Here is a 14,997-nt window from a genome sequence, read left to right on the forward strand (position 1 = left end):
AGGGATCTCAAAAGCTTGTGGGGCAATGTTATAAGACTTGTGTGTACACCTTAGCTTTAGCCTTAAGTAAGCTTGAGATTAGTTTGTGGTGAGGGCTTCAGCCCTCATTTGAGGACTAAAATCCTCACTACAAACCTTTAATTATTTACGCCGCTCTACTTACCACTATGCTTCATTAATAGGAAGTCGGTAAAATCACTTACTTCCTGAACTAAAGATTCTGGCATTTTGCCGGATTTATACCAATTGTTTGGTCTTGTAGGTTGATGATAAATGTTTTTAACTGGATTTCTCTTTATCCACAAAAGTTAAAACCTGGCCATTTATAATAGCCAGGTCTACTAAATATTTAAACTAAAATTCAGCACTTTGGGGTGTACGCGGAAAAGGAATCACATCGCGGATATTTCCCATACCCGTCATAAATTGCACGAGTCGTTCAAAACCCAGTCCGAAACCAGCGTGGGGAACAGTACCATAACGACGTAAATCAAGATACCACCACAATTCTTCTGGCTTTAATCCTTGCGCTAACACGCGGCGTTCTAAAACTTCTAGGCGTTCTTCACGCTGGGAACCACCTACAATCTCGCCAATTTTGGGTGCGAGAATATCCATTGCGCGGACGGTTTTTTCATCGTCGTTCAAGCGCATATAAAAAGCTTTGATTTGCGCTGGATAATCTGTAACAATTACTGGCTTTTTAAACTGTTGCTCAGCTAGGTAGCGTTCGTGTTCTGATTGTAAATCTAAACCCCAACTCACAGGATATTCAAATTTAACATCAGCTTTTTCTAAAACTTTGATGGCTTCTGTATAAGTTAACCGTTCAAACTGATTGTTAATAATATTTTCGGCTGTCGCCAATACAGATTTATCAATACGTTCATTGAAAAATTCCATATCTTCTGGGCAAGTTTCCAACACATATTTAAAAATGTGTTTGAGAAACGCCTCAGCTAAATCCATATCGCCTTCTAAGTCACAAAAAGCCATTTCTGGCTCAACCATCCAAAATTCTGCTAGGTGGCGGGAGGTGTTGGAATTTTCTGCACGAAAGGTAGGACCAAAGGTGTAGACGTTACTAAACGCCATTGCCATCACTTCCGCTTCCAACTGGCCGCTAACTGTTAAATATGTGGGTTTAGCAAAAAAGTCTTGGCTGTAATCTACTGCTTGGTTTTCTGTGCGGGGAATATTCTTTAAATCTAAACTGGTAACGCTAAACAGTTCACCCGCGCCTTCGCAGTCGCTAGCAGTGATGATGGGTGTGTGTACCCACAAAAAGCCTCTTTGTTGAAAAAATTGGTGAATTGCTGTCGAACAAGCATTTCTGACGCGAAAAACTGCACCAAAGGAATTAGTCCGCGATCGCAAATGTCCAATGGTTCGCAGAAACTCAAAGGAATGGCGTTTCTTTTGCAGGGGATATGTATCGGGATCAGCTTCGCCGTAAACTTTCACTGACTCGGCTTTCAACTCAATCCGTTGTCCTTTACCAAGGGAAGCCACTAGTACCCCTGTAGCCTCAACAGCAGCACCCGTATTCAGTTTTTTCAATATAGCTTCGTAATCTGGCAAATCCTGATTGATGACGACTTGCAAATTAGCTAGTGATGAGCCGTCATTGACTTCAATAAAAGCAAACCCTTTGGACTCACGCTTCGTCCGCACCCAGCCTTGCACTTGGAAGGACTCGTCAGGTTGACCACTTCGCAATATTTCTGCAATCCGTCGATTTACCATATTTACCCAGCACAAGACTTTAATATCCAGCCTATGATAACGCCCATTCCACCAAAGCGGACGGCTTGCCAGAAAGGTTTTTTCAGGCTACGCCAAGAAAATAACTGGCTTTCTAAGTTTAGTTCTAGCATTTCCAACTGCTGTTGAATTTGCCGCAGCTCTGCTTTGATTTCTGGTGTCTGAGATTTATTGTGCTTTAGTTGATCCCGGCGCTGTTGCCATTGTGCCTGTTGTTGGCGATCGCGTTGCACTTGATCGTAACGCTCTTTTAAGGATAGGAGCGATCGCTCTACTTCCTCTAGTTCTTGTTCAAAATCTGGTTCGGGATTTTCTGCTGACGGCTGTGATTGTTTTGGCGGCTTCATTTACAAGTAGTAAAGTAGAAGTAAATCCAAATGTGCCAATAGTTATGTCCCAATCTACCCAGCTGCCGAAAACCAGTCAACTGAATGAACTTAGTACTCTGGAACTAGCTCAAGCCCTCATGGAAAGACTGAGCATTTCCCCTAACGATTGGCATCGCCTCAAGTCTAACCGCAATTCCCGCGCTAATGAACAAGTGGCAGCAGCAATTGTGTATCTTTTAAAGAATCAGCCACAAGAAGCTCAAGCTAGATTAGAACAGGCAATTGGTTGGTTAGATCGCTCCATTTCCGCGCCTCCCTGTCCAACTCACGGCAAGTAGAGAATGGGGAATGGGGAATAATAATCAATCAAATAATAACTTTCCCCATTTCCCACTCCCTCATAGGAAGTAAAGAATAGGAATAGTTAGTAAAAAACAATCAATTAATAACTTTCCCCACTTCTCTTTTAGCGTCGCAGAGATAATCCCCGGCGAGTTTCCATTTGTTTACAAAGCCTTAATTCTGTGCCTTTGCGGTTCCACTCTACCTGATCAAAAATTTGGTGGAGAAGACATAAACCACGACCACTTTCTGATTCATCTGGTGGTAAATAGTCTGTTGGCTCTTCTTCAATAGTAGATGAAGGAGTAAAGCCACTACCCTGGTCTGATATTATCCACCAATATTGATTATCAATTAAGGAAAAACGGACTACAACTGTTTTACTTGGGTCAAGATTATTGCCATGTTTAGCTGCATTTACTAGGGCTTCTTGAAGTCCTAGCCGCAGTTCTGCTTGTAATTTGGCTGGAATTTCTGCCAACAGTAAATCTAATATTGGACAAAGGTAGAGGGTTGAGGCAAAACTAATAGTGCCCCAATAACGTGCAACTGGACGGAGTGAAATTGTAATCACAAGAGAAACCCCATAGCTTTCAGTTAGCTAGACATCAGTTTGCTATTACAGGCACCCTGATAAAACTTGAGGTGGTCATGCTGCCTTCAAACTTGCGTCTTTGAAACTAAATTTTGAAAATGCTAGGGAGCATTAGCCCTATAGTATGAGTTGAGATTGTTTGGATATATAACGGCTGCAATAATTTTGATAATGATCTTAGCAACTTAAAAAGATGCTAGTAATTTGACAGAGTATTGGGATACTCTAGTTGATTGCCGATTTGTCATTTACACAATCCAATTCATATTTCTAAGAACCTATGCAACTTGAATTTATTTAAACGAAAAAGAATTTTTATTTTCAGCTTAATTCAATTTTAGCATCTTTAGTATGCACTAGACTAAAATTTTCAAATTTCAGTTTTTTTAAAGGAATTACTATCCTTGTGCAAATCTGATAGCACAAGAAAGGCGGCAGCTTCAACATGAGCAGTTTGAGGAAAAAAATCAGCAGGTTGTACCCGTGTGATGGTATATTGTCCGTCTTGACAAAGTAATTTCAGGTCACGGGCGAGGGTAGCTACTTTACAGCTGACGTAAACTATCCGAGATGGTTTCAGTTGCCGTAAAGTGTCTATGACAGCGCGATCGCATCCCTTACGTGGCGGATCGAGTATTACTACTTCTGGTATTGTGCCCATTTTTGGAAGCAATTTCTCTACTGCCCCGACAAGGAAAGTCACATTATCAATTCCGTTACAGTGGGCATTCAAAAGAGCTTGTTCTACTGCTGCTGGTTGCACTTCTAATCCTGTAGCAATACGAACTTTTTTGGCGAGGGGTAAAGTTAAAGTTCCAATACCACAGTAGGCATCAACTAGCAACTCATGCCCTTGAAGATTGAGTTCTGATTGAATTACCTGCAATAGTGCCTCTGCTGTTTCTGTATACACTTGGAAAAATGTATCTGGGCGTACTTGAAATTCCAGTCCAGCAAAATTTTCACGCAGGTGGGGGACTCCAGCGATGCAACGAATTTCTGATCCGAATATAGCATTTGTGCGATCGCTATTGCGATTGAGCGACACTCCCACTAACTGCGGATAACGCTTTAACCATTCCTGCGCTTGGGTTTCAATTCCTGATAAATTCCAGTCTTTCACCACCAAAGTCAACAACATTTCTCCAGTGTGTCGGCCAATGCGTAAACCCAGATGGCGAATTTTTCCCTGATGGCGCTGTTCGTCATAAATTTGCCAACCTTGTCGTTGAATATCTTGCTTAACTTCGGCAAGTAAGGGATTTAATCGCGCATCTTGAACTGGACATTGATTTAAGTTAATTAATTGGTGACTACCTTTTTGGTAGTAACCAGCTTGTACCTGTCCTGTTGCCGATGTACCCAAAGGATATGTAGATTTATTACGGTAGCCCAAAGCAGAAGGGGCGGCGAGTACCGGATTTACTGGTGGTTGGACAAAACCGCCAATGCGCTCCATTGCTTGGATAACTTGATTTTGCTTGGCTACTAGCTGGTAGTCATAATTAATATGCTGCCACTGGCAACCACCGCATTTGTCCGCCACAATACAATTGGGTCTTATACGGTGGGAGGATGGCTCTAATAGCTCCTGGAGCTTCCCGTGGGCGTATTTTGGTTTAACATGAACCAAGCGGACAATGGCGCGATCGCCTGGTACAGTATCTGGGACAAACACTACACGCTCATCAGCGCGTCCCACACCATCGCCTGTATCACTCAGGTTAGCGATCGTCACTTCAATTAATTCACCCTGTTGCCAAATTATTTTAGTCATTAGTCATTAGTTATTAGTTTTTTTCACCCTGCTCCCTGCTCCCCACTCCCCTGCTCCTTGCTTCCTCATTTGCCCAAATAGATAAATTCAATACATAAGTAGCTCCTATCTCTTCACTTGTGTACCTCCGACTCGCTAAACTAACAGATAATATTTCAGGTGATTTCAATCATCATGACTGTAATTAGCCAAGTTATTCTCAAAGCCGACGACGAACTGCGTTATCCCAGCAGTGGCGAACTTAAAAATATCAAAGACTTTTTGCAAACCGGCGTACAACGGACGCGGATTGCGGCTACCTTAGCCGAAAACGAAAAAAAGATAGTTCAGGAAGCAACCAAACAACTTTGGCAGAAGCGTCCTGACTTTATCTCTCCAGGAGGTAATGCTTACGGAGAACGCCAACGTTCTCTATGTATCCGTGACTTTGGCTGGTACTTACGTCTAATTACTTATGGTGTGCTTGCTGGCGACAAAGAGCCGATTGAAAAAATCGGTTTGATTGGTGTACGGGAAATGTACAATTCATTGGGCGTTCCCGTTCCTGGAATGGTAGAAGCGATCAATTCCCTCAAAACAGCCTCCCTTGGCTTATTGAGTGCGGAAGACGCTGCTGAAGCAGCACCCTACTTTGATTACATCATTCAAGCGATGTCTTAATACAAAGTGTGTGTTGGTTCTAGGAGTATACTTCCGGCCTGTGGAGTGGGTGCAAGATATTAGCACTCAATAGGGATAAGATACCTAATTTGATCATACACTCCCCACAATTGGTAGTGGCTGTGGCAAAATATCTGTCAAGTTACCAACCAGTTGTGGGGAAATTTATTTAAGTCTAGTTATGGGGCATTTCTTAAAGGATGAAGGACATACAGACATAAAAAACCGACAGTCCTTGGTTAAGGCTGTCGGCAATTAAGTGTGTTCCCTATTAATGACTCGGCTAGAGTTCAGTTGTCACTAATTATGCCTAGTTAGCGATCGCAGAGAGACGATCATAATCATAGATATGTGTGATTCTCGTCACTTGATTGTTACAGCTAAACTGCATATAGCCGAATAATCTCTGAGTCTTAGTAAATCTATGTAAATTTGGAACTAAGAATATATACGCTGGTAGGTGCTTTGTCAACTTAAGAGCAAATAACACCGATTAGACACTTAGAAGGTAAAACACGAGACAGAGAAATTCATAAACCTATGCCTCGTTTGCTAAACTGCTGTAGCAGAAAGACCTATCTGCAAAGATAAATTTCTCAAAGCCTGTCGTAGACAAGCTAATGGAGTTTCCATTGCTGTTGAAAGTGATATTGGCATTAAGGGTAGTGCCCGAAATAACCCTAGATACAAAGAGTTCAGAGCGATTGAAAGCGCTGAGATCGAGGGTGTCAAAACCATCTCCGCCATCAACAGTTGCAGCACCAAATCCTTTCAAGTAGTCATTCCCAGCGCCTAGAGCAATGTTGATTCCGCCACCGATGGTGACTTTTTGTTGAACTCCATCTAGGATGCTGGTGGCGATAATTTGGTCATTGCCGTTACCAGTCTTGATGATTCCTTCTCCATAAATACCATAGGCAGTACCACCAATTGTTGCTGTCGCCTGTCCGGTAAGCTTGTCAGAACCATTGCCAGTATCAATTATTCCATCGTTGACGATGCCATAGGCGGTGGAGTTTGTTCCAGAACTGTTGCCATCACCAGTAATCTTGTCATTGCCCCACTCTGTAGTGATGGTGCCGTCTTTAGTGTTTTGAATGCCAGTTCCAGTACCTACATCGCCGATCCCACCAGGAGCGATACCGCCTTTGCCGCCAATGCCGGTACCGATAATTGTGTCCTCTCCGTTTTCGGTATCCAGTTTGCCAGTATTGGCAATCCCAATTCCAGTACCGCCTTTGCCACCGGCGCTCTCAGTAAGGCCATCTATGCTAGCCCCGCCATTACCACCAGCACCAGTGCCAGTGATAGTGTCGTTTTCGTTACCTGCATTCAGACTACCACTATTAACGATGCCTGTTCCAGTACCGCCCTCACCGAAGAAAAACTTGTCGCCACCCATACCGCCAGTACCGATACCAGCGATCGTGTCTTTTCCGTTCCCTCCATTCAGACTACCAGTGTTAACGATGCCGGTTGCAGTACCGCCGTCGCCAGTATTAGGAAAGCCCTCCGCCCCGATACCGCCGATAGCTGTACCGACGATCGTGTCTTGCCCATCCCCTCCATTCAGACTGTTGCTGTTAGCAATACCGATTCCAATACCACCATTGCCAGAGTTGGGGCCGGTGCCACCGATGCCGCCAGTACCTGTACCGACAATCATGTCGTTTCCGTTCCCTGCATTAATACTGCCACTGTTAGCGATACCAGTCCCGGTTCCGCCAGGAGTGCCGCCAAGGCTCCCCGAGCCGCTCTGGCGGCCAGTACCGATACCGACGATCGTGTCTTCTCCATCTCCGGTATGGAGTTGGCCACTATTGCTGATGCCAGTCCCATCTCCGCTCCTACCCGATACGCGGCCGAAGCCGCCATTGCCGCCAGTACCTGTACCGGCAATTGTGTCGTTTCCGTTCCCTGCATTAATACTGCCACTGTTAGCGATACCAGTCCCAGTTCCGCCCTGACCGCCGCCTCCAGGTCGACCTACTCCATTCGCGCCGTTACCGCCAGTTCCAGTGCCGATGAGTGTGTCATTTCCATCTCCTGCATTAATATTGCTACTGTTGCTGATGCCAGTCCCAGTTCCGCCCTTGCCACCGAGGAAGCTGCCGAAGCCACCGTTGCCGCCAGTTCCAGTGCCGCTGATCGTGTCATTTCCGTTCCCTCCATTAATTTTGCTAATATTGCTGATGCCAGTCCCAGTTCCGCCATTGCCGTTAGCGGTGCTGCCGTCGGTGTTGCCGTCGGCGCCGTTGCCACCGTTACCGATGCCTGCGATCGCGTCTTTTCCATTTCCTGTATTCAGATTGCCACGGTTAGCGATGCCATTGGCATTCCCACCCTCAATGGAGCCGCCGATGCCGCCGATGCGACCAGTACCCGTGCCCTTAACGGTGTCATTCCCTGAGCGCGTACAAATGAAACCTCCAGTTAAAATATCAATACCTATTGCTGGAGATGCATTTAATTGTTCTCCGATCAGAGTGTCAGAACCGGGGGTGCCGATGAAATTGGGTGGAACGGTAAGTCTAGGCACGATCAAAATCCTCGCTATTAGATTTAGTGCGGTCAATTTACTAATTGGAATGAGTAGTTTCTTAAAAGAATTCACAGAATCCTTTCTTCAAAAGCCACTCAGTGATTGAGTTCGCTGTTGTATGAGTCACTTCAAGCGAATAAATGTCAACGAAATAATTGAGATTGCAGCCCATTAAAACTTGCGATCGCATCCTATGAATTTTTTCTGCATTCAACTAGTGGAACATCTGACAGGCTGATAGCCATTTTTATAATCTGGAAATGACCTATGCATATTACAAGGGAATAAAATTTTATTACTTCAATTTTGCCAGTATATTTACCAATAATTCAGCGTTGAATACAATCTATCTTTAGGTATACAAAAATATGTATTTTTAAGTAAATTTATTTATTTTTTTAAATTTTGAGCGTTATATAGTCATGAACTATCCTAATAAATGCACCTACAGGGCAAGTAAATCGGTAGAATAATGCTCTGTACAATTGGTGCATAATTTCCATGACCGCCACATCTCCTGCTTTCTTTTCCCCTCAAGAAATCGCTGCTGAAGGTCTTAAACCAGAAGAATACGCAGAAATTGTCCGTCGGTTAGGCCGTCATCCCAACAAAGCTGAACTGGGAATGTTCGGGGTAATGTGGTCAGAGCATTGCTGTTACAAAAATTCTCGGCCTCTACTCAAACAATTTCCTACTGAGGGACCCCGCATCCTCGTAGGTCCTGGTGAAAATGCTGGTGTTGTAGATTTGGGTGACGGACTCCAACTAGCTTTTAAGATTGAATCTCACAACCACCCATCAGCTGTAGAACCATTTCAAGGTGCAGCAACTGGAGTAGGTGGTATTCTTAGAGATATTTTTACAATGGGTGCGCGTCCCATTGCTCTATTAAATTCCCTGCGCTTCGGTTCCCTAGAAGATGCCAAAACTCAAAGGCTGTTCCAAGGTGTAGTGGCGGGAATTTCACATTATGGTAATTGTGTGGGAGTACCCACCGTTGGCGGCGAAGTTTATTTTGATCCGGCTTATTCTGGTAATCCCCTAGTGAATGTTATGGCACTAGGATTAATGGAAACCCAGGAAATCGTTAAATCTGGGGCATCTGGCTTAGGAAACCCCGTGCTGTATGTTGGTTCTACCACTGGGCGCGATGGTATGGGAGGCGCAAGTTTTGCCAGTGCAGAATTGAGCGATCAGTCAATAGACGATCGCCCTGCTGTGCAAGTGGGCGATCCATTTTTGGAAAAGTCGTTAATTGAAGCTTGTCTAGAGGCGTTTAAAACGGGTGCAGTTGTCGCCGCCCAAGATATGGGAGCAGCGGGTATCACCTGTTCTACCTCAGAAATGGCGGCAAAAGGTGGAGTAGGAATTGAACTAGATTTAGATAAAATTCCCGCAAGAGAAACGGGGATGGTTCCTTATGAATATCTACTTTCGGAATCTCAAGAACGAATGCTGTTTGTTGCCCATAAAGGGCGTGAGCAAGAATTAATCGACATTTTCCACCGTTGGGGGCTTCAAGCCGTTGTCGCTGGTACTGTCATCGCTGAACCCATTGTGCGGATTCTCTTTCAAGGTGGAGTAGCAGCAGAAATTCCCGCCGAGGCTTTGGCGGAAAATACGCCATTATATAACCGTGAATTGCTGGCAGAACCGCCAGAATATGCTCGTCAAGCTTGGGAATGGACTCCTGATTCTTTACCTGCTTGCACAACTGCTGGCATAGAAATTCAAGGAGGGCAGCAAAGTTGGAATGATATTCTGTTAACTTTGCTCGATACACCCACGATCGCATCTAAAAACTGGGTATATCGTCAATATGACCATCAAGTACAGAATAATACAGTAATACTACCAGGTGGCGCTGATGCGGCTGTTATCCGGTTGCGCCCTCTTGAAGAAATTCCCAATCTAAAATCTAAAATCCCAAATCTAAAATTAGGGGTGGCTGCAACAGTAGATTGCAATCCTCGTTATGTTTATCTTCACCCCTACGAGGGAGCTAAGGCAGTGGTGGCAGAAGCTGCACGCAATCTTAGCTGTGTGGGTGCAGAACCTCTGGCGGTAACGGATAACCTAAATTTTGGCTCTCCAGAAAAACCGATTGGTTATTGGCAATTAGCAGAAGCTTGTCGCGGTTTGGCGGAAGGTTGCCGAGAATTGGCGACACCAGTCACAGGCGGAAATGTTTCTTTATACAATGAAACCCTTGATTCTCAAGGCATTCCCCAACCTATTTATCCCACTCCTGTGGTGGGGATGGTGGGCTTGATTCCCGATATCACCAAAATTTGCGGACAAGGTTGGCAAGCATCCGGCGACGTGATTTATCTTCTCGGATTGCCTCTAGCATCCAAAATCAGTTTGGGAGCATCTGAGTATTTAGCCACTATCCACAATACTGTTGCCGGAAAACCGCCACTGGTAGATTTTGACTTGGAACGCCGCGTCCAAAAAGTTTGTCGTGAAGGAATCCGTAATGGTTGGATACGTTCAGCCCATGATTCTGCTGAAGGGGGAGTGGCGATCGCATTAGCCGAATGTTGTATTGCTGGCAACCTTGGTGCTGAAATCAATTTAGAAATAGCACCAATGCAGAACCGTGTCGATGAGATGCTGTTTGCCGAAGGTGGTGCCAGGATTTTAGTTTCTGTAACATCCGCACAGCAAGCAATTTGGGAATCATACTTACAGGAACATCTCGGTCAACAGTGGCAAATACTAGGTACAGTTGGTAATTTTGAGACGGGTTTGGGGGTTTTCACCACTGATAATCAGATCTTAATCAAAGTTAGTATCGAAGATATGAGCGATCGCTATTCCCATGCGATCGCTAGACGTATCGCTACCAACACTGCTGTTTCTTAGTCTTGAGTATTTCTTCACTCAGAAATTAGCACTAATCATTTAGAACTATTAGCGTCTCTGGGCATAATTACGGTACTGTTTTAATAGATGGTTAAAGATTTATTAAGAAATCAATAATCTATCTATAGACATAATCCCAGTGACTTGACCCCCCCACCAGGAGCAAAGCTAGCATGACCTCTATTCATTCTGTCACTTCGGATGAATACCCCGACCCTACCAACAACCCAATCAATAGTCATGAAAATCAGCCTGACAAGCCAGAAGAAGCTTGTGGTGTTTTTGGCATCTACGCACCAGGAGAAAACGTTGCTAAACTGACCTACTTTGGATTGTACGCCCTCCAGCATCGGGGTCAAGAATCAGCTGGGATTGCCACCTTTGAAGGTACACAAGTCCATCTCCACAAAGACATGGGCTTGGTGTCTCAAGTTTTTAATGAAACCATCTTGGATCAATTGCCTGGTAGCCTTGCTGTTGGCCACACTCGCTATTCCACCACAGGTTCTAGCCGTAAAGTTAATGCCCAACCCGCAGTCCTGGAAACTCGCTTAGGTTCATTAGCTCTTGCACACAATGGTAATTTAGTCAATACAGTGCAACTGCGTCAAGAGTTGCTTGAGAAAAAATACAACTTAGTTACCACAACAGACTCAGAAATGATTGCTTTTGCGATCGCAGAAGCCATCAATGCTGGTGCAGATTGGCTAGAAGGTTCAATTCAAGCATTTCACCGTTGTGAAGGAGCCTTTAGTTTAGTTATTGGCACTCCTAACGGTGTTATGGGTGTCCGTGACACCAATGGTATTCGTCCCTTAGTAATTGGAACTTTAGCAGGTAATCCAGTTCGTTACGTTTTGGCTTCTGAGACTTGTGGTTTAGACATCATTGGAGCCGAATACCTGCGAGATGTAGAACCAGGCGAATTAGTTTGGATTACTGAAGAAGGTTTAGCTTCCTATCATTGGAGTCAACAGCCCCAAAGGAAATTGTGTATCTTCGAGATGATTTACTTTGCCCGTCCTGATAGCATCATGCACAACGAGAGTTTGTACAGCTATCGGATGCGCTTAGGACACCAACTAGCTAAAGAATCTTGTGTCGATGCCGATATTGTCTTTGGTGTTCCTGATTCTGGTATTCCTGCTGCGATCGGATTTTCTCAAGCTTCTGGTGTAGCTTACGCTGAAGGACTGATTAAAAACCGCTATGTTGGACGAACCTTTATTCAGCCAACACAAACCATGCGCGAGTCAGGTATCCGTATGAAACTTAACCCGCTTAAAGATGTGCTGGCGGGTAAACGAGTAATTATTGTTGATGACTCCATTGTTCGCGGTACTACCAGCCGAAAACTAGTCAAAACCTTGCGTGAAGCGGGTGCAGTGGAAGTACACATGCGGATCTCTTCCCCACCAGTAACTCATCCTTGCTTCTATGGCATCGATACCGATTCTCAGGATCAGCTGATTGCTGCTACCAAGTCAGTAGCGGAAATTGCCAAGCAACTGGAAGTAGACAGCCTCGCCTATCTCAGTTGGGAAGGAATGCTAGAAGCGACACGAGAAGACACCAATAGTTTCTGCTCTGCCTGTTTTACTGGAGATTATCCCGTGGCGATTCCTGAGCAAGTGAAGCGTTCTAAGTTGAGTTTAGAAAAGGTAGTGGTGTAGAGGCTGGGAGCATTAGGGAGATGAGGGAGTAGGAAGAGCAAGGAGTGAATAACTCTTAACTCCTTGCTCCCAACTAATGCCCCATTTTCACTCAGGCTATATTGCCTAATTTTACTTGTGCGATGTCTACGACGGGCTACGCCTACGCATCCTTATTTACTTAATACAAGTTTATATAATTGGCTTAACTGTGCTGTAAAAACTCAACCTTTGGCAATAACGGGTCAGTTACAATACCCACACCGCTAAAACCCCAGCGTTTGAGCAAATTTCCCAACTGTGTACGCGGAATAGATTCCACAGTAAAGCGATTTGCCACTTCTGCCGCATGGGTGTTGAGATAGCTAAGGGCATCAAAGTTTTCTTGAAACAGTAATAAATAACCCGATGTTTCGGTGTCAGGACGAGCTATGAGATAATTACCGTCAGTTTTTGAGCGCACCAAGTAATAGACTTCGGACAGCATGGAGATGGAGATGGGGAGAGTGGGATTAAACCAATGACAAATGACCAATGACTAATTGAGATTTTCTAGCCGAATGCGTGGATCGGCAGCTTTTAACATCAAATCGGCGATTAAATTACCAGCAATTAGCAACACTGCGCCCATTACCAAGCTTGCCATTAACAAATATAAATCTTGAGCTTGTAAAGCCTGTAAAGTCAACCTCCCTAAACCGGGCCAGTTGAAGAAAAATTCGGCAATGAAAGCACCGTTTAATAAACCAGCTAATTCAAAACCCAATAAGGTAATCAAGGGATTTACGGCGTTACGAAGTGCATGAACGTAGATAACGCGATTTTCTGGCAATCCTTTAGCGCGAGCCGTTTGAATATAATCTTGACGCAGCACATCCAATAATTCGCCGCGAGTGATGCGTTGTAAACCAGCAAAACTAGTAATTGAGAGGGCAATCGTAGGTAAAATCATGTGCCAGCCGACATCTAAGATTTTGCCAAACCACGTTAGTTCTGAGTGATTAATGCTAGTCATGCTACCCACGGGGAATAAGGGCGAGGTGATTTGGGCTAAAACCAGCAGTGCCAAGGCAGTGATGAAACTGGGAAAGCCTTGTCCGGCATAGCTAATCACCTGTAAAAGCCGATCTGATAGCTTATTTTGGTTAACAGCAGCAAAAATCCCTAGAGGGATGGCGATCGCCCATGTGACAATTAAAGATGCGATCGCTAATAGCAAAGTTGCTGGTACTCTTTCCCACAACAGCGATGCCACTGAACGTTGATAAATAAAACTCGTGCCAAAATCTCCTTTTGTCAAGATTCGCCATAGCCATAGCCAAAATTGCTCTGGCCAAGACTTATCAAGACCAAATTGCCGCTTTATTTCCTCAATTCTTTCTGGAGATATCTTCGGGTTTTGCCGCAGCGTATCTACATAATCCCCTGGAGCGAGTTGAATAATGAAAAACGATAATGCTGATGCCAAAAACAGAGTCAGTAGTGCCTGCAATACCCGCTTTGCCACATAAATAAAAGTTTCGCTCGTGACTAGCCTGATTAGCCAATCCCTACCTGTCTCCAAGGAAATTCTCGTAGATGTCATTTGTCCTTTGTCCTTTGTTATTTGTTATTTGTCCTTTGCTAATGACCAATGACTAATGACCAATGACAAATAACTAATATTCAATTAGAGAGATAATCGGCACGTCCGGCAAATATTTACGCCCTTCTAAGTCCCGTAGCTCGATAATAAACCCAAATCCTACTAATTCGCAGCCAATTTTCTGCACTAACTTTGCTGTTGCACTCGCAGTTCCACCCGTAGCAATCAAATCGTCCACAATCAAAACTCGGCTACTGTGACGTAAAGCGTCTTGATGCACTTCCAGACAGTCAGTACCATACTCTAGATCGTATTCAATTGAGTGAACTGCTGCTGGTAACTTACCTCTTTTGCGAATGGGAATAAAACCAGCCCCTAATTGATAAGCCAGAGGTGAGCCAAAAATAAATCCTCTTGACTCTATACCAATTACATAATCTGGCTTTATTTCAGCTTCTTTGCATTTTTGTGTTAAAAAGTCAATAGTGTAGCGCAATCCCTCTGGATCGCGCAGTAATGTAGTAATATCCCGAAATAAAATTCCGGGTTTGGGAAAATCTGGAATGTCACGAACGAGAGACTTCAAATCCATAAGATGGGGAATGGGGAATGGGGAATGGGGAATGGGGAATGGGGAATGGGGAATGGGTAAGAAGAGGAGCAGGCTAAGTATGGGAAAAAGTATTGATTATTGACCAATTCCCAATTCTCAATTCCCAATTCCCAATCCCCAATTTTCAGATACCTGAAAAATCGTACACTATAATGTCATACGCTGGGGGTCGAAGCTGAAGCTTTGTCTTTTATTGACGATAATTAGAATCTAAACCAAGCTAGAAAAGGTATTACATTCATAAATGAGGTGAATTAACTTATGTTTTAA

General features: G+C 44.2%; 12 protein-coding genes. 4 read left to right on the forward strand and 8 right to left on the reverse strand.

Translation table 11 applies throughout. The features are described 5' to 3' along the window. Nucleotides 1-354: 354 nt before the first annotated feature. The gene (gene asnS, locus NPUN_RS04435) at nt 355-1,746 is read right to left on the reverse strand and encodes an asparagine--tRNA ligase (RefSeq protein WP_012407633.1); all 1,392 of its coding nucleotides are present in this window, start codon (nt 1,744-1,746) and stop codon (nt 355-357) included. A gap of 2 nt (nt 1,747-1,748) precedes the next feature. After that, a complete protein-coding gene (locus tag NPUN_RS04440; protein WP_041565191.1) occupies nt 1,749-2,111 on the reverse strand; it encodes a sll0565 family protein in 363 nt (120 codons plus the stop codon). Nucleotides 2,112-2,155: 44 nt separating this feature from the next. Here NPUN_RS04440 and NPUN_RS04445 point away from each other — a divergent pair, with 44 nt between their 5' ends. Continuing rightward, nucleotides 2,156-2,431, forward strand: a complete 276-nt coding sequence (locus NPUN_RS04445; protein WP_041565907.1) for a DUF6439 family protein — start codon at nt 2,156-2,158, stop codon at nt 2,429-2,431. A 128-nt stretch (nt 2,432-2,559) separates the two neighbouring features. Here NPUN_RS04445 and NPUN_RS04450 read toward each other — a convergent pair whose 3' ends face one another. Beyond that, nucleotides 2,560-3,009 (reverse strand): ATP-binding protein, encoded by a 450-nt coding sequence (locus NPUN_RS04450; RefSeq protein ID WP_012407635.1) that lies wholly within the window; start codon nt 3,007-3,009, stop codon nt 2,560-2,562. 391 nt (nt 3,010-3,400) lie between these two features. Beyond that, nucleotides 3,401-4,807, reverse strand: a complete 1,407-nt coding sequence (gene rlmD / locus NPUN_RS04455; protein WP_012407636.1) for a 23S rRNA (uracil(1939)-C(5))-methyltransferase RlmD — start codon at nt 4,805-4,807, stop codon at nt 3,401-3,403. A gap of 174 nt (nt 4,808-4,981) precedes the next feature. On the opposite strand from rlmD, the gene NPUN_RS04460 reads away from it, so the two are divergent. After that, nucleotides 4,982-5,467, forward strand: coding sequence for an allophycocyanin subunit alpha-B (locus tag NPUN_RS04460; RefSeq protein ID WP_012407637.1), 486 nt, complete (start codon nt 4,982-4,984; stop codon nt 5,465-5,467). 538 nt (nt 5,468-6,005) lie between these two features. On the opposite strand, the gene NPUN_RS37315 is transcribed toward NPUN_RS04460, so the two are convergent. Continuing rightward, nucleotides 6,006-8,006, reverse strand: a complete 2,001-nt coding sequence (locus tag NPUN_RS37315; RefSeq protein WP_148220245.1) for a beta strand repeat-containing protein — start codon at nt 8,004-8,006, stop codon at nt 6,006-6,008. A 504-nt stretch (nt 8,007-8,510) separates the two neighbouring features. Here NPUN_RS37315 and purL point away from each other — a divergent pair. Then, nucleotides 8,511-10,877 carry a phosphoribosylformylglycinamidine synthase subunit PurL gene (purL, locus tag NPUN_RS04470; protein WP_012407639.1) on the forward strand — a complete coding sequence of 789 codons (2,367 nt, stop codon included), beginning with the start codon at nt 8,511-8,513 and terminating at the stop codon, nt 10,875-10,877. Nucleotides 10,878-11,050: 173 nt separating this feature from the next. Beyond that, on the forward strand, nt 11,051-12,550 hold the full coding sequence (gene purF, locus NPUN_RS04475) for an amidophosphoribosyltransferase (protein ID WP_012407640.1): 1,500 nt from the start codon (nt 11,051-11,053) through the stop codon (nt 12,548-12,550). A gap of 184 nt (nt 12,551-12,734) precedes the next feature. On the opposite strand, the gene NPUN_RS04480 is transcribed toward purF, so the two are convergent. From NPUN_RS04480 to NPUN_RS04490, 3 genes are all read right to left on the reverse strand, one after another. Further along, on the reverse strand, nt 12,735-13,016 hold the full coding sequence (locus NPUN_RS04480; RefSeq protein WP_012407641.1) for a hypothetical protein: 282 nt from the start codon (nt 13,014-13,016) through the stop codon (nt 12,735-12,737). A gap of 51 nt (nt 13,017-13,067) precedes the next feature. Then, nucleotides 13,068-14,114: an ABC transporter permease gene (locus NPUN_RS04485; RefSeq protein ID WP_012407642.1), complete on the reverse strand. Its 1,047-nt coding sequence runs from the start codon at nt 14,112-14,114 to the stop codon at nt 13,068-13,070. Nucleotides 14,115-14,187: 73 nt separating this feature from the next. After that, entirely contained in the window at nt 14,188-14,706 is a 519-nt protein-coding gene (locus tag NPUN_RS04490) for an adenine phosphoribosyltransferase (protein ID WP_012407643.1), read from the reverse strand. Nucleotides 14,707-14,997 lie beyond the last annotated feature (291 nt).

This window comes from Nostoc punctiforme PCC 73102 (assembly GCF_000020025.1).
Taxonomy (GTDB): domain Bacteria; phylum Cyanobacteriota; class Cyanobacteriia; order Cyanobacteriales; family Nostocaceae; genus Nostoc; species Nostoc punctiforme.